Genomic DNA, 17,264 nt, shown 5'->3' with positions numbered 1-17,264 from the left:
AAGTGATGTGGGTCACGGGTGTTGATGTTTGGTGCGGAACAGGATCGCTGTCGTCAGCAGCAGAGCCGCCGCCCAGAGAGCCATGCCGACCACCGCGCCGATTCCGATGTCGGCGGGGGTGGCGCCTGAGGACAGGGATGTGAACAGCGTTGCCGCGGACGCGTTCAGTCCGGCGTGGGCGAGGACCGCGGGCCACACGGAACCGGTGGCCAACCGTGCCCAGCTGACCGGACCGGCGAAGACCATGAACATCGCGCTCAGCGGGATGAAGTACAAGGGCGCCGACGCTCCGAAGAAGAGGCCCAGGGGTGCGTGCCAGACACACCAGATCAAGCCGGTGACCACAATGGCCTTGCGTCGTGAGTGGCGTTCCATCAGGTGCGGCAGAAGGAGACCGCGCCAGCCCCACTCCTCGCCGAACGCGGTCGGGACCATGAGGAACGTGGTCAGCGGGGTCATGACGACGGCGAGCAGCGCGCCCGACATCCCCGGGTTGAGTGTGGCCAAGCCGGAACCGGCGGCGATCGCGATGGCGATCCCGGCCAGCGCGGGGAGGCCCAGCAGCACGGCGATGGCAACGGCGATGGTGCGGGTTCGGCGCGGGCCGAGCGTCAATCCGGTTGCGTGGGCGAGGTCCCGGAATCGGACGCCGCGGCGACGGGCGGCCAGCACCCCCAGCGCGGGAGTGGACATCATGGCCATCCCGGCGATGCCGAGCGCGGCGTTCCCGCCGAAGAGCCACAGGGGGGTGACGGCGACCCAGCCGCCCAGTAGCGTGACGAGGAGAAACGTCGGCAGACTGAAGCGGTGGGCGAGGGACTGTGATGGGGGAGCGATGGGAACGGTTGACATTGGGGACCTCCTGCGATCGTGTGGTTGACGACCACACGATTCGCCGCCGCGCTGACAGGCGTCGAACAGTTCGCTGTCAGCCGGAGGCGGGGGTCTGTTCGGCGAGGTCGGTCAGTCGCTTCAGGGACTCGGCGCGGGTACGGTGTGCGCCGTGCTGGTGAGCGGTGGTGAAGTCAGCGGTGCCGAGAGCGGTACGGGCCGCAGTGGTGGTGCGGGCGACGTTGGGGTCGCCTTGGTCGGGGGCGCCGCGGATGGTTTCGGCCAGGCCGAGGATTTCGGCGGCGGTGGCGGGATCGCCGTCGGCCAGGACGATTTCGGCGAGGGTGTTGGCGGCGTAGGCGAGGCTCGGCAGGTCGTCGGCGGCGAGGGCTGCGGTGATGGCGGTCTGGAGTCGGGACCTTGCCGCTACTGGGGATCCGTTGGCGTGCAGGAGTCGGGCGGTGCGGCTTTCGATGACGGGTATGAGTCGGCGGGTGGGAGAGTCGGCGGCTATCGCTTCCCGGGCGAGCCGGTAGTGGTGTTCGGCTTCGGGGAGGTTGGCGGTTGCGACGGCGAGATCGCCTAGGCCGCAGTGGCTCCAGATTCGGGCCTCGCGGTTGCCGTGGCGGTCGGCGAGTCGCAGCGCGGACTCCAGTTCGGAGCGGGCGGCGTTGGTGTCGTTGGCGCGCAGTAGTTCGTGGCCCACTTGGGCCAGTAGCATCGGGACGTCTTCGGTGGTGCCCAGTGCTGTGAGGTGGGCGAGTGCTTCACGGTAGGTGGTCGCGGCGGAGGTGGGATCGCCGTTGAGGGAACGTATCGGGGCTAGGGCCTGCGCGGTGAGGAACCGGCCCCAGCGGTCACCCAGGCGTTCGAAGTGGTCGGCGGCTTGCTCCAGATGGTGGCGGGCGGTCGAGGTGTCGCCGTCGAGGTTGTGGACGAAGCCGAGGAACAGCGACGCGGTGGCTTGGGTCCACGCGTCGTTCGGGTTCAGCAGCTTTTCGAGTTCGAGGCGGGTGCCGTGCAGGTCTTTGTCGTGCAAGGCGAGCAGCGGTTCCCACAGGGACAGCAGCGGGTGTCGGGAGCGGTCGGCTTGGTCGATGTGGTGGCGTGCGACGGTCAGGGCTCGCTGTGCGACGGGGACGTCGACTCCGGCGAAGCCGACGCCCGCCATGGCGAGCGCGGTGGCGACTGTGGAGCGTTCGGTGGGGAAGTCGTCGCCGGGCAGGTTGAGGACGTCGTCGGTGATGGCGGTGTCGTATCGGGAGCCGCGTAGCAGTCGGTACCAGACTTGGGAGGCGGCCAGTCGCAGCGCGAGTTCAGTGTCGGCGGTGCTGAGGGCCCATCGCAAGGCGGACGACAGGTTTGGCTGCTCGGCTTGGAACATGGCCAGGGCCGTGGGCTGGTCGGGGCCACGTAGTTGGGGATCGGCGTGCTCGGCGAGTTGGCGGAAGTAGTGGGCGTGCTTGGTGCGGGTGGCGGTGGCTTCGGTGGGGTGCGGGCTGGCGGGGCCGTCAGGGGCGGCGGCATGGCCGGGGCCGGACCTCTCGCCCGCCTCGGCTAGCTGATCGGTGGCGAAGGCGCGGATGGTGTCCAGCATGCGAAAGCGCGGCTCGGGACCGTCGGTGTCGGTGGCTTCGAGCAGCGACTTGTCGGCAAGAGCGGCGACGACGTCGAGGATCCGGTCGGCGGGCAGATCCGGTCCACCGCAGACAGCCTCGACGGCGGCCAGCGTGGCCCCACCCGCGAATACCGAGAACCGCCGCGCCAACCGCCGCTCCGGCTCGTCCAGCAGATCCCAGCTCCACTCCACGACGGCTCGCAGCGTCTGGTGCCGGGCATCGGCGGTGCGAACGCCGCCGGTCAGCAGCTGGAACCGGTCGTCGAGACGGTGGGCGAGCTGGGACGGCGTCATGATGCGGGTCCGGGCGGCGGCCAGTTCGATGGCCAGCGGCAGACCGTCGAGGCGGCGGCAGATCTCCGCGACGGTTTCGGCGTTGGCGTCGGTGACGGTGAAGCCGGGGCGCACCTTCGCGGCGCGGTCGGCGAACAGCCGGACGGCGGCGGCTTCGGTGGTGGGTCGGTCTGAGTTTGGCAAACCCAACGGCGGCAAGGGGAAGCGTTGCTCGCCCGCGATGTCCAGCGGTTGCCGACCGGTGCACAGGATCCGTAGCCGGGGGTTGGTGTCGAGCAGTCGCTCGACGAGGATGGCGACGTCGGTGGCGAGGTGTTCGCAGTTGTCGAGGACCAGAAGCAGCGCGCGGCCGTGCAGTGTGGCGGTGAGCGCTTCGAACTCGGTGGGCGAGTCGGCGGTAATGGACTCACCGGCGCCCGAGTCACGTCGGCTGTGGCCGTCGGTATCGGCCGGGCCGCCCGGGAACGGCGAGCGGGTGCCGAGGCTGTCCAGGATCGCGGGGATCAGCCCCGCAGTACCGTCGACCATGGACAGTTCAACGAAGCGGGTTTCGCCGCCGTCCGGGGACAGCTGGACGAGCAGCTCGCGGGCCAGTCGGGTCTTGCCCGCTCCGCCGGGGCCGAGGATCGTCACCAGTCGCTCGCGGCCGAGCAGCGAACGCAGTTGGTCTAGTTCGGACTCGCGGCCGACGAAGCTCGTCAGCGCGGCCGACGGCGTCGGGTGGGGTGGGTTCGGGGCCAGGTCGGGGTCCTGGCGAAGCACCGCGACGTGGACAGCGGCCAGCTCCGGCGACGGGTCCGCTCCCAGCCGGTCCGCCAGTTCGGCGCGGACCCGCTCGAAGACGGCCAGCGCCTCGGCTTGCCGTCCGGTGGCGTATCGCACCCGCATCAGCAAGCCCTGCAAGCGTTCCCGCAGCGGGTGGTTCGCCGCCAGCTGTTCGACCTCGGTGGCGACGGCGGCGTGTCGCCCCAGGGCGAGTTCGGCCTCGAACCGATGCTCCGAGACCCGCAGTCGCAGGTCCGACAGTCGGGCGGTGGCGCCGGTCAGGTACGGGGCTTCGCCCAGGCCGCCGAGCGCGGGGCCGCGCCAGAGTCGTTCGGCATCGCGCAGTAGCCGGGCCGCTGTGGCGGGGTCGGTGTCGGCGAGTGCTTGGCGTCCGGACGCCGCGAGGTCCTCGAAGCGGCGGGCGTCGACCGTGGCCTCCAGTCGGTAGCCGCCGGGTTCGGAGCGCAGGGGGTGGCCCGTTCCGGTGTCCGGCAACGCACTCCGCAGCCGGGAGACGAGCCGGTGCAGGGTGCCGCTGGCTCCGGCGGGCGGGTTGTCGCCCCACAGGTCGTCGATCAGCAGTGCGGCGGAGACGGTACGGCCGTCGGCGAGGGCGAGACGGGCGGCCAGTGCGCGCACCCGGGGGCCGCCGACGTCGACGGTGCGGCCGTCGGCGTCGAGGACCTCGAAGGGTCCCAGCAGGTTGATGCGCACGGCGAACAGTCTTCCACGGTCCGTCGTCAGTGCGCTCTGGATGGCTTTGATCCCGGCGCTCGGCGGTTCGCTGTTGTGGAGGCCGAAACCGGTCCGGAAGCTGGCCGTCGACTGATCAAGCCCCGGCGAGCAGCTCGCGGGTCAGCAGGTCCGTCCACAGTCGTTGGACGTCGTCGGGGGTCCAGCCGCGCGGGCCGGTCAGGTCAGCGTAGGTGTCCGGTGTGCACACCGCCGCGTAGGTGTCGACGGCGAGCTGGGGGGTGAGGCCGTCGCGCAGTGTTCCCCGTGGCCATGACGAGACGAGCGCCAGCAGTGCCTCCTCGCCCCGGCGCGGGCCCGCGCGGTGGATGTCGGCGAGTTCGGGTTCGGTGCGGGCCGCCTCGCGCAGCAGCCGGATCAGGTCGCCGGAGTGCTGGAACAGGCGGCAGTCGAAGCCGATCGCGGCCGCCAGCTGTTGCCGGGGTGGGCTGTCGGCGAGCTCGGTGACCAGGGCCGAGGGATCGGCGGTCAGATCCATCGAGTCCACGACCGCCAGGGCCAGGCCCTTCTTGTTGCCGTAGGCCGAGTACACCGTCGGCACCGAGACCTCGGCCCGTCGGGCCACCTCGCGGACCGTGGTGTGGGCCCAGCCGTGCGAGACGAACAGTTCCCGGGCCGCGTGCGCGATCCGCTGCCGGGTCTCGTCGGCCCGGGCGGTGCGGACCAGGGATTCGTAGCGGCGCCGTTGGGACTCCATCGCTGCCTTTCGCTTGACTGTGACTATATTCAATATAAGCTAAGTAAAGTCAATTGAGAGGCACCCTCATGCGCTTCCTCCGTATCGCCGGATTGGCGGGCATCGGATTCACCCTCGTCCTGATAGTGGCAAACACCTTCCTGCTGTCGTCCGGCTTCCCCGCCCCCTCCGAGGCCGTCGCGCCCGAGCGGCTGGCGGGCATCTTCGACGGCAGTGAGCGGACGCTGCGCGTCGCCTCGGCGTTCCTGCCGGTGGCCTGGCTGCTGTCGTCGATCTTCGCCGCCGGAGTGTTCGCCGTCCAGTCGGGCCGCGACGTCAGGCGCGGCGACGCGTGGTCGGTCCTCGGCCTGGCCGGGGTGCTGTTGCAGAACCTCGCCTTCACCGGGGTCGAGGCGACCCGGCTGGCCATGACCGCCGTCGAATCCAGCGACACGCTGGCGGGACTGTGGGTGCTGTACAACGGTTTCTTCGGCTTCAACCAGGTGTTCCTGGCGTTGGCGCTGCTGGGGTTCTCGGTCAGCGGGCTGAAGGGCCGGATGATTGCGCGCTGGCACGCCGCCATCGGCCTGGCCGGGGCGGCGGCGCTGCTGGCCTCGGCCACGACCAGCCCACTGGCGACGGTCAATCCGTTGTCGCTGTTGGGACTGATCGGCTGGCTGCTGTGGGTGGTGTGGATCGCCGTCTACAGTGTCGCGTTGTTGCGGGGACGGTTGGATCCGACGCGAGTGGCTGCGGACTGAACCGCGATGGGGCATCGTCGAAGTGGCCGCGATTCGCCGACCGGAGGGTGGATTCGGTCCGACCGCCGCGATAATTCAACAGACGATGAGTTAACCTGAGGGGGACGGCCGTGACGCCGTGCTCCGGCCGTCGAGAGGAGCCCGTCATGTCGGTCGTCGAATCAGCCCTCGTCGTCGAACTCGCCGAGGTCGGCCCCCAGCAGCTCGCCCAGGTGGGCGGTAAGGCGGCGAACCTGGGAGTGCTGCTGCGCGCGGGATTGCCGGTGCCGTCCGGAGTGTGTGTGACCACCGCGGCCTACCGGCGGGTGGCCGAGGCCGCCGGGGTGCCCGAGATCCTCAGTGGTGGGACGGTCGAGGCCGGGAAACTCGCCGCCCGGGTGCGGGAGGCGATCCTGGCCGCCGAGGTCGACGCCGACATCGCCGAGGCGGTGCGCGCTCACGCGGACGGACCGGTGGCGGTGCGGTCCTCGGCCACCGCCGAGGATCTGCCCGACGCCAGCTTCGCCGGACAGCAGGACACCTTCCTGAACATGATCGGACCCGACGCGGTGCTGGACGCGGTGCGGCGCTGCTGGGCGTCACTGTGGACGGAACGGGCGGTGGCGTACCGCGAGGCCAACGGCATTGACCACGCCGAGGTCGCCCTGGCCGTCGTCATCCAGGACATGGTGGAGCCGAGCGTCGCCGGGGTCATGTTCACCGCCAATCCCGTTACCGGGCGCCGGAACCAGACCGTCATCGACGCCAGCCCCGGACTGGGGGAGGCGGTGGTGTCCGGCGCGGTCAACCCCGACCACTTCGTCGTCGACCCCGACGACCGGATCTCGGAGCGCCGCCTGGGGGACAAACGGATGTCGATCCACTCGCTGCCCGGCGGCGGCACCAGCACCATGGAACGCGAGGACGTCGAGGCCGCGTGCCTGACCGACGAACAGCTGCGAGAGCTGGCAGCCTTGGGGCGCAAGGTTTCCGCGCACTACGGCAGCCCGCAGGACACCGAGTGGGTCATCGACGCCGACGGGAAGCTGTGGCTCACCCAGGCCCGCCCGATCACGACGCTGTACCCGCTGCCGGACACGGCGAGTCCACAACCGTTGCGCGCGTATTTCTCGGTCGCGGCCGGGCAGGGCATGTACCGGCCGGTGACCCCGATGGGGCTGGCGGCGTTTCGGCTGCTGGCCGGGGGAGCCGCGCGGACGCTGGGATTCCCGCTGCCCGACCCCGAGCGCGGCCCGGCCGTGTTCAATGTGGCCGGACAGCGGATCTACATCGAGGTGACCCCGGCGCTGCGATCCCGGATGGGACGGACGATCGTCTCCAAACTGCTGGGCGTCATGGAGGCCCGCTCGGCCGTCGTGCTGCGGGAACTGATGGACTGGCCCCAGTTCAGCATCACCCAGCCGTCCCGGCGGCCGGTACTGCGCCGGATCGCCAGGATCGCCTGGCGGTACAGGATTCCGCCGCGCCTTGTGGCGGCGGTCATCTCCCCGCGCCGGGCACTGGCCAATGTCGAGCGGATCCGGCGCGACTTCGCGGCCCTGTCGTCGCCGATGCCGGACGCGAGCCCGACGCGGCGACTGGACCATGTGGAGCAGCTGCTGGGGCGGGACCTGTTCCCCAACGCGCCCCGGCTGGCCCCGGCGGCCTTCGCGGGCTTCGGCATGCTCGGTGCCGCGGCCTGGCTGCTGCGCGGCCGCACCGAACCCGGCGAACTCCAGACCGTCCTGCGTGGAGTGCCGAACAACGTCACCACCGAGATGGACCTGGCGCTGTGGCGGCTGGCGCGCGACGCCGGTGCGGACCCCGCGTCTGCGGCGGTGCTGCGCGAGACCCCGGCAGCCGAACTGGCCCGGCACCGCACCGAACTGCCGCCGGTGCTGTCGGCGGGGCTCGACGAGTTCCTGGCGGAGTACGGGCACCGCGCGGTCGCCGAGATCGACCTGGGGATGCCGCGCTGGTCGGACGACCCCGGCCACATCCTCGCCGTCTTGGCCAACTACCTGCGCCTCGATGATCCCGAACTGGCCCCGGACCGGCAGTTCGAGCGCGGCGCGGCCGAAGCCGAGGCGAAGATCCGCGACCTGGCGCACCGGGCGGGCTGGCTGCGCGGCCCGATGGTGCGGTTCGCGCTGGGGCGGGCCCGGCAGCTGGTGGGGGTGCGGGAGATGCCGAAGAACTGCCTGGTCGGCGGACTGGCGGCGGCCCGGGCCCACCTGAAGATCATCGGCGAAACGCTGGTCACCGCGGGACAACTAGACACAGTGGACGACGTGTTCTTCCTGACGCCCAAGGAACTGCGGCAGCCGCGCGACTACCGCGAGCTGGTCGCGAGCCGTCGCGCCGACTACGACCGGGAACTGCGCCGCAAACACCAGCCACGCGTGATGCTGTCCGACGGGACCGAACCCGAGGCGGTCGCCAGCCGCGAGATCGTCGAGGGCGAACTGACCGGCACCCCGGCGTCGTCAGGTGAGGTCACCGGGATCGCCCGGGTGGTCCTGGATCCGCTGGGGGCGCACCTGGAACCCGGCGAGATCCTCATCGCCCCGTCCACCGACCCCGGCTGGACCCCGCTGTTCCTGACCGCGGGCGGCCTGGTCATGGAGATGGGCGGCGCCAACTCGCACGGCGCCGTCGTGGCCCGCGAATACGGCATCCCGGCGGTGGTCGGCGTCCACGACGCCTGCGAACGCGTCCAGACCGGCCAGACGATCACAGTGGATGGAACGGCCGGGGCGATCAAGGTCCACGAGGCCGAGGAGGAATAGTCCGTACCGCACGGGAAGTACGCGCGAAGGACTTCGCCGGTGCGATGGCGATGACGCGTCGAGGAGACATCCTGGATACCCCTACCCCGTAACCAAGGAGTGTCATGATTCTCGTCACCGGAGCCACCGGAAACGTCGGCCGACCGCTGGTGAAAGCGCTGCGCGACAGCGGTGCCGAAGTGCGGGCGATGACCCGCGATCCCGCCGCGGCCCGGCTTGGCGAAGGCGTCGACGTGGTGTGGGCCGATCCGTCCCGTCTGGACACCGTCGCCGATCTCCTGGACGGCGTGACGTCGGTGTTCGTCAACTCCGCCGCGCTGGGCGACTCGGTCGGCGACTTCGCCGAGCTGGCCCGTGAACGCGGGGTGCGGCGGCTGGTCGGACTGTCGGCGTTCAACATCGAGCAGGACCGGTCGCTGCAACCGTCCCGGTTCTTCGGTCACCGCAACGCCGAGACCGAGGCGGCGGTGGAGTCCAGCGGCCTGGAGTGGGTGAGCCTGCGACCGGCGGTGTTCGCCGGTCCCGCCCACGTCGTGCTGTGGGGCCCGCAGCTGGCGGTCGGCGACGTGGTGACGGGACCGTACGCCGACTTCGTCGAGACGCTCGTCGACCCGCGCGACGTGGCCGAGGTGGCCGCGCACGCGCTGCTGACCGACGACCTGCTGGGTCGCAAACCGGTGCTGACCGGCCCGGACTACCTCAGCCACGCCGAACTGGTCACGATCCTCGGCAAGGTCCTGGACCGGCCGCTGCGCTACCGCGAGATCGGCCTGGAACCGGCGGCGGAGCTCATCGCCGCGTCCGGGCTGCCGTCGGCGATGGTGGCGTCGCTCATCGCCCGGTACGCCGTCTTCAACGGTCGGCCGCCGCAGCCGTCGATCACCCACGAGGTGCCCGACATCCTGGGCCGCCCGGCCCGAAGCTTCGAGCGGTGGGCCCGGGACCACGCGGCGGTCTTCGGCAACTAGCTGCCTGTTCAGGCGCGGAACTGGCGACGGTGAATACTCTTGACCGGTCGATCCCCGCAAGGAGTGGTTCATGTATCCGCCCGCCGCCGCGCCTCCCGCTGCTCCGCCTCCCGCTCCGGCCCCGATGCTGCCGCCGGTGCTGACCAACATCGGCACGGCGGGGTGGCGGCTGATCGTCGCCGCGTGCGCGTTCTACGGCGTGTTCCTGGTGGCCTACGACCCGGTGCTGGGCTGGTCGGACCTGTGGTTCCTCAGCCAGTCGGGCAGCCTGGTCGCGGCGATCCTGTACGGGCTGATGGCCCCGATCCCGCTGATCCCCGGCGGCGAGAAGGCCGAGCCGGTGGTGGCCTGGGTGCGGGGAGCGCTGGCGTCGATGATGATGCTGATCTGCATCGCCTCGATCTTCATCCTGGGAGAGGGCGATCTGGGCGAGACCGGGTTCCTGTTCGAGCACCTGCTGACGCCGCTGATCGTGGCCGCCGACTTCGTCCTCGTCGGACGGTTCTCGGCGCGGACGCGGGCCTGGCATCCGGTGACCTGGATCGGGTTCCCGTTGCTGTACCTGATTCTGGCGAACCTCGCGGGGGAGGCGCCGATGCTGTACGGCGGCATTCTCGACCCCGGCAACTCCGAGTTCCTCATGTACACGGGCATGTTCCTGGTCACCGCGATCGTCTTCGGGTACATCCTGTTCGGACTGGCGAAGCTGCGCGGCTTCGTCGCGTCGAGCATCGCGGGGGCAACCCCGGTCGCGCCGCAGCCGATGCCGGGGCAGTTCGCCGTGGCCGGACATCCGCAGCCGGGGATGGCGTACGGACAGCCCGCGCCCGGGTACCCGCAGCCGAACGCGGGTTACCAACAGCCGCAAGCAAACGCGGGCTACCCGCCGCCGGTCTCGGGTGGCTACGGGCAGCCGCCCGCCCAGCCGCCGACGCGGCCGCCGGGGAGCTGAAACCGGCGCGAACGGGAATACTCCATTTGCTGGTATATTCCATGTCATGCGTGAAGCCACCGAAGTGAACGACGCCTCGACGCTGGAACGTCGCTACCGACGACTGCTGCGCGCCTATCCACCCGACTATCGCCGCGAGCGCGGTGAGGAGATGCTGACGACCCTCGTGGACGCCGCCGAGGCCCGGGACCGCGCGCCGGTGGGGGAGGACGCGATGCTCGTCCTTCGTGGACTGCGACTGCGGTTGACCGCGGGGACGACGTCGGCACGAGTGATGGCCGTCCTCGCGGCGATCATCATCGGTGTGCTGGGGGCGGCTGGCGGCGCGCTCGCGGGCTGGCAGAACGCGTCCGGCCTGCCGGATCAGGACGCGGCGGCCCGGATTGCCGACACCGCCGTACCGGGAGCGAAGGCCGCGGAGTCCCGCGACGTCCTGTTCGGCTGGGGCTCCACGGACGCGTCGATGCTGCATCTCGGCGGCGACGACTACGGCGCCGGGTTTCGCGGGTTCGCCGTCGAACACGTCAACGACGAGCGACGGCTCCTGAAGCAGGCGAACCGCAATCTGACGGCTGCTGGCTGGGACGTGGAACCCTTGGCCGCCACGGAGTACGGCACCGAGTTCACCGCGACTCGCGACGGCTTGCTCGTGACGGTGCGCACCGACGGTGACGCGACGGCGAGCAGTACCACCAGTGTCCACATCGAGCGCGCTCAGCCACCGACGGTGCTCGTCCTCGCTGCCGCCGGGCTGATCCTCGGCGCCATACTCGGCTGGGCGGTCATCGTCTGGCTGGAACAGCTGATGGCGCACTGGGGCGGAGTGCGGAAGTCCATACTGGCTGGACCGCTGACCGTGGCGGCGCTGGCGCTCGGCCTGCCGACCCTGTTCAATCTGTACATGCTGGCGCTGGCCGTCGCGAGTCCGTCGAGGCCGACGCCGGTGTGGCTGGGGTACGTGTGGGGGCCGCCCGGACTGCTGACCCTGTTCGGGATCGCCGCGCTGGCTTACGGACTGTGGAAGGTGCTGGCCGCGATGCTGCGGCGGCCGGAGCGAGTACCCGTTAGCCGCGAGCGAGTTGTCGGCTAGCCGCTCGACGGGCCGTGGCTGACGGCCGGGCGGCCGATCAATCTCGCTACGAGGGCCGACGGGCCGTCGTGTCGCGCGGTATCAGCCGGTGGCTCAGGATGGTCGTCTTCTCGCCGCCGTCGGCACCTTCGATGATGCGCCGGGCCGCCATCGCGCCCATCTCGTACAGCGGCAGGCTCACCGTCGTCAGGCCGACGAACTGGGCCACCGGCAGGTCGTTGATCCCCGCGACCGAGACCTCGCCGGGGGTGTCGATTCCCGCCTGCCGCAAGGCATTGAGCGCCCCGACGGCGGCCTCGTCGTTGGCGGCCAGGATGGCCTCGGGCAACGGCTGCCGGGCGATGAGGCGCATGGTGGCGGCGTGCCCCGCCTCGAAGTCGAAACCACCGGGCTGGTGGCGGGCCAGATCGGACAGTCCCGCGGCCTTCATGCAGTCGTCGAAGCCCTGGCGGCGCTGTTGGGAGGCGATCATGCCGGACGGCCCCTCGATGAACGCGATCCGCCGGTGCCCCAACGCGATCAGGTGATCGGTGATCTCGTGGGCGGCGGCGGTGGCGTCGGCGGAGATGGTCGGGCAGCCCAGGTCGCGCGGCGCCAGGCAGACCATGTTGACGCCCTGCTCGCGGGCCTGCGCCACCGCCTCGGCGAGTTTGGTCGCCTCGGGATCGTCCACGAAACCGCTACCGGCGATGATCACCCCGGCGGCGCTGTAGTCGCGCATGGCCCGCAGCCGGTCGATCTCGGTGCTGGTGCGTCTGTCGACATGGGACAGCATGGTGACGTAGCCGGACCGGCTGGCCATGTCGTCGATGCCGCGGGCGATGACCGAGAAGTAGGGGTTGACGATGTCGCTGACCAGGACGCCGAGCAGTCGGCTGCGGCGTGAGACCAGCGCCTGCGCCAGCGCGCTGGGGGAGTAGCCGAGCTGTTCGGCGGCGGCCAGGACCTTGGCGCGGGTGGCGGCCGCGATCGGATGCTTGGAGCCGGTGAGGACGCGCGAGGCGGTGGACACGGACACCCCGGCGGCCTCGGCGACCTCGGTCAATGAACTCACGGAAACTCCTAGGACAACGTTTTCCTAAGTATGACACGGACGGCTCGTCATTCGTGGCCCAGGGGCTGGACCAGGGGGCGTGGAACAGCGGATACGCGTCCGATTTGTCGGCTCGCCGAAGCGGTGCTACGCTTCCACGACAAACGTTTTCCTAGATTCTGACCTGCGACGATGACTGGACAGGATTTCGGAAGCGACCCTGAGGAGGAGATTGTGCAGGTAACGACACAGGTGAAGCGGCTCGCCGCCCTGTCGGCGCTGAGTCTGTTGGCCGCGTGCGGCGGCCAGGGCGGCGCCGCCGACGTCAAGGAGGACGGCACGTTGTCGTTCAAGGTGGCGGTCACCGAAGCCGACCTCACGACGGTGCCGGTGCTGGCCGCCGTCGACGCGCTCAAGAAGGACGGTCACGACGTCGAGATCGTAGAGCTGGCCGAACCGGAGCTGGCCATCGAGGGACTGGCCAAAGGGGAGTACGCGATCTCGGCGGAGGCGACCAGTCCGGCCCTGAACGCGATCCAGCAGGACGCGCCGATCAAGATCATCGCCGACGTGGTCGGCAACCAGTGGGCGCTGTACGGCAAGCCCGGCGTCACGTCCTGTGACGATCTCGACGACCGTCCCTTCGGGATCTTCAGCGAGGGCGCGGTGGCCACCGCCATGGCCAAGGAATGGGTGTCGGGCGAGTGCGGCAAGGGAAAGGAGCCGAAGTACCTGACCATCGGTGATTCCGGGGCCCGTACCCAGGCCCTGATCGCCGGGGAGATCGACGCGACCCCGCTGGAGATCGCTGACACGGTGGCGCTCGAGGAGTCCGGGAAGTTCCCCAAGATCGTCGACTTCGCCGAGGCCACCCCTGACATGCACCCGCAGACGGTGTATGCCAACTCGGAGTTCCTCACCCAGCACAAGGACGTGTCACAGGACTTCGTGACCGCCCTTGTGGAACAGCACGAGAAGATCAACACGAAGGACGGTTACCTGGCGAAGCTGGCCAAGAAGTACCTGCCCGACGAGAAGGACGCCGAGCTCAAGGAGATCGCCAAGCGGTACGTGGAGTCGGGACTGTTCGACGCGGGCGCGCTGACCGAGAAGAACGTCCAGAAGACCATCGACTTCTTCGAGCGGGCCGGGGTCATCGAAAAGGGACTGACCACGAAGGACGCCGCCGACCTGTCGTTCATCAAGGAAGCGGCATGAGCGTCGCGACCACGAACCAACGGCGACGGCGGCGGATCCGCGACGCCAACCTGCCGTACCAGCTGGCGACCCTCGTGGTCTTCGCCGCGGCCTGGGAGATCTACGCCCGGGTCTCCGGCGGCCTGCTGATCCCCAGTTTCACCGAGACCGCCGTGGCGACGGTGGAACTGCTGGGCACCGCCGAGCTGTGGCGGGCGGTGTACGTCAGCAACCAGGCGCTGGTGCTGGGCTTCGGCGCGGCCGTCGTCATCGGGATTCCGGTGGGGATCCTGCTGGGCCGGTTCCGGTTGCTGGAGCGGTATCTGGACGTGTACCTCAACATCCTGCTGATCACCCCGATGGCCGCGATCATCCCGCTGCTGGTGATGTCCGTCGGGTTCGGACTGGCATCCCGGGTCATCCTGGTGGCGGTGTTCGCGATCGTGATGGTCGTCGTCAACGCCCGCACCGGGGTGCGGCAGGTGGACCCGGCGCTGATCGAGATGGCCCGTTCCTTCGGTGCCTCGGAACGGCAGATCTGGACCCGGATCCTGTTGCCCGGCGCGCTTCCGGCGATCATGACCGGAATCCGGCTCGGCATCGGACGGGCGATCACCGGGATGGTGATCGTCGAGCTGCTCATGGTCTCCACCGCCCTGGGTGGACTGATCCTGGAGTACCGCGGCCTGTTCAAGGCGCCGCTTCTGTACGGCACCATCGTCATCATCCTCGCGGAGGCCATCCTGCTGATCTCCGTCGCGCGATGGGGCGAACGCAAGTTGACCCGGTGGGCTGAGACGACTACGGCGAGGAGTGCGAAATGATCGAGATCCGAGGACTGACCAAGAGTTTCACCGGCCAGGACGGTGGCGTCGTGGAGGCGCTGCGCGACGTCGACCTGGACGTGGCCGAGAACGAGTTCCTGACCGTGCTGGGCCCCAGCGGCTGCGGCAAGACCACGCTGCTGAAGATCGTCGCCGGGCTCATCACCCCCGACGGCGGCCGGATCAGCATCCACGGCGAACCGGTGCGCGGCCCCGGCGAGGACCGCGCCATGGTCTTCCAGAACTTCGCGCTGCTGCCGTGGGCCACCGTGCTCGACAATGTCGCGTTCGGACTGAAGATGCGCGGAACCGGTAAGGCCGAACGGGAGGAGCGGGCCCGGGAGCTGATCGCCACCGTGGGGCTGTCCGGGTTCGAGACCAAACGGCCCGGCGAGCTGTCCGGCGGCATGCAGCAGCGGGTCGGCATCGCCCGGGCGCTGGCGGTGCGGCCCCGGGTGCTGCTGATGGACGAGCCCTTCGGTGCCGTCGACGAGCAGACCCGGCGGCTGTTGCAGGAGGAGCTGCTGTCCATTTGGGAGGAGAGCCGGCTGACGGTCGTGTTCATCACCCACAGCATGGAGGAGGCGGTGCTGCTGGGCGACCGGGTGGTGCTGATGAGCGCGCGGCCCGGCCAGGTGTCCGAGATCGTGCCGGTGCCGTTGGAGCGTCCCCGTTCCAGTGACGTCGGCGGGCTGGAGCGTTCGCCCGAGTACGCCGAACTGTCGGCGTACCTGTGGGACCGGCTGCGCGGCATGCACGCCGAACACCGTCCGGCCAAGGTGGACGCATGAGTACGCTCGCGATCCGGCCGCGACGGCGGGTGCCGTGGGCGCGGCTGCTGGCCACCCCGCTGAGTCTCGCGATCGGGGCATTGGCCTGGGAGATCGTCGGACAGGCCGCAAGCGTCCGGTTCTTCCCGCCGTTGAGCGCGGTGCTGGCCCGGCTGGCCGAGATGGTCGGCAATGGACAGATCCTCGCCAATCTGGGCGACAGCCTCGTCAACCTGGTGCTGGGCTTCGGGATCTCGCTGGTGGGCGGGCTGGTCATCGGCGCCGCCATGGGCCGCTACCGCAAAGTGGAGGCGGCGCTGGGCGTCTACGTCTACGCGCTGCTCACCGCGCCGTCGCTGGTGTTCGCGCCGATCTTCTTCTCGCTGCTGGGCGAGGGACGGGCGTCCATCGTCGCGGTGGTGGTGACCTACGCGATGTTCGTCATCGTCATCAACACCGCCTCGGCGATGCGCTCGGTGCCCGGCCACCTGATCGAGATGGCCCGCTCCTACGGGGCCAGCGAATGGCAGATCCTCACACGGATCATGCTTCCGGCCGCCACCCCGATGATCATGGCCGGAGTCAGGCTCGGCGTCGGCCGGGCCGTCATCGGCATGATCAACGGCGAGATGTTCATCGCCGTCGTCGGTCTGGGCCGGGTCGTCACCCAGGCGGGCGGACGCTTCGACGGCGCCGGGGTGCTGGCGGTGCTGCTGGTCATCATCGCCGTCGCCCTGGCCGCGGTCGGCCTGGTACAGGCCGTCGACCGCCGCCTCACCCGCTGGGTTCCCCAGACCTCGAAAGGAAAGTCATGAAGATCGACGCCTACAGCCATATCCTGCCCGCGCCGTACTTCGAGCGGATGCGCCAGCTCGTGGCGAATCCGGGAATGTTCAAACGCTGGCTGGAACTGCCCGCGCTGCATGACATCGACGTGCGACTGCGGATGATGGAGGAGTTCGGCGACGACTACCAGCAGGTGCTCACGCTGTCCTCGCCACCCATCGAGGTACTGGCGACACCCGAACAGTCTCCCGGACTGGCGCGGCTGGCCAACGAGTCGATGCTGGAGCTGTGCCAGAAGTACCCCGAACGGTTTCCGGCCTTCGTGGCCTCGCTGCCGATGAACAATCCCGACGCCGTCTTCGAGGAGCTGGACTACGCCATCGACGAACTGGGCGCCCGGGGCGTGCAGGTGTTCACCAACGTGAACGGGAAACCGTTGGACGAACCGGAATACCTGGAGATCTTCGAGCGGATGGCCCAGCGCGACCTTCCGGTGTGGATGCACCCCGCGCGCGGCCCCGGTCACGCCGACTATCTCACCGAGTCCACGTCCAAGTACGAGATCTGGTGGGCGTTGGGCTGGCCGTACGAGACCAGTGTGGCCATGTCCCGTCTGGTGTTCTCGGGAATTCTGGAACGGTATCCGGATCTGAAGATCATCACCCACCACATGGGAGCGATGATTCCGTCCCTTGAGGGCAGGATTGGGCTAGGGTGGAGCGATCAGCTCGGCAGCCGAACCGCCGAAGTGGACTACGCGAAGTTGCGCGAGGAACGGCTGCCACTGCCGCTTGTGGACTACTTCCGGCGCTTCTACGCCGACACCGCGCTGTCGGGATCCGCGATCGGAGTGCGCTGCGGTCTCGATTTCTTCGGCGCCGAAAGGGTTCTGTTCGGCAGTGACTGTCCATTCGATCCACAGGGTGGCCCGATGTACATCCGCGAGATCATCCGCGTCGTCGACGAGCTCGACATCACCGACGCGGAACGGGAATGCGTTTACCATCGCAACGTCCGCGGACTGATGCGGCTGTAACCGGCCATGTATAGATGTTTACCGAAGCGGCGATGTGCCTGCACATCGCCGCTTTTCTTTGCCCCTCAGACCATCAGCGATAGTTACCCGGTAGTGAAGGGGCTGTCACACATTGCGATATCGCTGTATATTCTTCTCCGTT

At 69.4% G+C, this 17,264-nt stretch carries 14 protein-coding genes; 10 read left to right on the top strand and 4 right to left on the bottom strand.

Features of this window, described 5'->3' with window-relative positions; genetic code table 11:
- Positions 1-12: 12 nt before the first annotated feature.
- From SNAS_RS27790 to SNAS_RS27780, 3 genes are all read right to left on the bottom strand, one after another.
- Entirely contained in the window at positions 13-852 is an 840-nt protein-coding gene (locus tag SNAS_RS27790) for a CPBP family intramembrane glutamic endopeptidase (protein WP_013020818.1), read from the bottom strand.
- Positions 853-928: 76 nt separating this feature from the next.
- Complete coding sequence (locus tag SNAS_RS27785; protein ID WP_013020817.1) at positions 929-4,222, bottom strand: AfsR/SARP family transcriptional regulator; 3,294 nt, start codon at positions 4,220-4,222, stop codon at positions 929-931.
- Positions 4,223-4,337: 115 nt separating this feature from the next.
- Positions 4,338-4,958, bottom strand: a complete 621-nt coding sequence (locus SNAS_RS27780) for a TetR/AcrR family transcriptional regulator (RefSeq protein WP_013020816.1) — start codon at positions 4,956-4,958, stop codon at positions 4,338-4,340.
- Between the two features lie 68 nt (positions 4,959-5,026).
- On the opposite strand from SNAS_RS27780, the gene SNAS_RS27775 reads away from it, so the two are divergent.
- The 5 genes from SNAS_RS27775 (at position 5,027) to SNAS_RS27755 (ending at position 11,476) form a co-directional block, all read left to right on the top strand.
- Positions 5,027-5,698: a hypothetical protein gene (locus SNAS_RS27775; protein ID WP_013020815.1), complete on the top strand. Its 672-nt coding sequence runs from the start codon at positions 5,027-5,029 to the stop codon at positions 5,696-5,698.
- A gap of 146 nt (positions 5,699-5,844) precedes the next feature.
- The gene (locus SNAS_RS27770) at positions 5,845-8,466 is read left to right on the top strand and encodes a PEP/pyruvate-binding domain-containing protein (RefSeq protein ID WP_013020814.1); all 2,622 of its coding nucleotides are present in this window, start codon (positions 5,845-5,847) and stop codon (positions 8,464-8,466) included.
- Positions 8,467-8,570: 104 nt separating this feature from the next.
- On the top strand, positions 8,571-9,434 hold the full coding sequence (locus tag SNAS_RS27765) for an NAD(P)H-binding protein (RefSeq protein WP_013020813.1): 864 nt from the start codon (positions 8,571-8,573) through the stop codon (positions 9,432-9,434).
- Positions 9,435-9,504: 70 nt separating this feature from the next.
- On the top strand, positions 9,505-10,386 hold the full coding sequence (locus tag SNAS_RS27760; protein ID WP_013020812.1) for a hypothetical protein: 882 nt from the start codon (positions 9,505-9,507) through the stop codon (positions 10,384-10,386).
- A 46-nt stretch (positions 10,387-10,432) separates the two neighbouring features.
- Positions 10,433-11,476, top strand: a complete 1,044-nt coding sequence (locus SNAS_RS27755) for a hypothetical protein (protein WP_013020811.1) — start codon at positions 10,433-10,435, stop codon at positions 11,474-11,476.
- A 46-nt stretch (positions 11,477-11,522) separates the two neighbouring features.
- On the opposite strand, the gene SNAS_RS27750 is transcribed toward SNAS_RS27755, so the two are convergent.
- Positions 11,523-12,530 carry a LacI family DNA-binding transcriptional regulator gene (locus SNAS_RS27750; RefSeq protein WP_013020810.1) on the bottom strand — a complete coding sequence of 336 codons (1,008 nt, stop codon included), beginning with the start codon at positions 12,528-12,530 and terminating at the stop codon, positions 11,523-11,525.
- A 213-nt stretch (positions 12,531-12,743) separates the two neighbouring features.
- Between SNAS_RS27750 and SNAS_RS27745 the strand changes: the two genes are divergently transcribed.
- From SNAS_RS27745 to SNAS_RS27725, 5 genes are read left to right on the top strand one after another with little or no spacing between them, the layout of a single operon-like run.
- Complete coding sequence (locus tag SNAS_RS27745) at positions 12,744-13,727, top strand: ABC transporter substrate-binding protein (protein ID WP_013020809.1); 984 nt, start codon at positions 12,744-12,746, stop codon at positions 13,725-13,727.
- Complete coding sequence (locus tag SNAS_RS27740) at positions 13,724-14,530, top strand: ABC transporter permease (RefSeq protein WP_013020808.1); 807 nt, start codon at positions 13,724-13,726, stop codon at positions 14,528-14,530. The genes SNAS_RS27745 and SNAS_RS27740 overlap by 4 nt, the downstream gene beginning before the upstream one ends.
- Positions 14,527-15,321 carry an ABC transporter ATP-binding protein gene (locus tag SNAS_RS27735; protein WP_013020807.1) on the top strand — a complete coding sequence of 265 codons (795 nt, stop codon included), beginning with the start codon at positions 14,527-14,529 and terminating at the stop codon, positions 15,319-15,321. The genes SNAS_RS27740 and SNAS_RS27735 overlap by 4 nt, the downstream gene beginning before the upstream one ends.
- Positions 15,318-16,115 carry an ABC transporter permease gene (locus tag SNAS_RS27730; protein WP_013020806.1) on the top strand — a complete coding sequence of 266 codons (798 nt, stop codon included), beginning with the start codon at positions 15,318-15,320 and terminating at the stop codon, positions 16,113-16,115. Before SNAS_RS27735 ends, SNAS_RS27730 begins: the two co-directional genes overlap by 4 nt.
- A complete protein-coding gene (locus SNAS_RS27725; RefSeq protein ID WP_013020805.1) occupies positions 16,112-17,122 on the top strand; it encodes an amidohydrolase family protein in 1,011 nt (336 codons plus the stop codon). The genes SNAS_RS27730 and SNAS_RS27725 overlap by 4 nt, the downstream gene beginning before the upstream one ends.
- The last annotated feature ends 142 nt before the right edge of the window (positions 17,123-17,264 follow it).

Source organism: Stackebrandtia nassauensis DSM 44728, from assembly GCF_000024545.1.
Taxonomy (GTDB): domain Bacteria; phylum Actinomycetota; class Actinomycetes; order Mycobacteriales; family Micromonosporaceae; genus Stackebrandtia; species Stackebrandtia nassauensis.
This window is presented reverse-complemented; position numbering and strand designations above follow the sequence as displayed.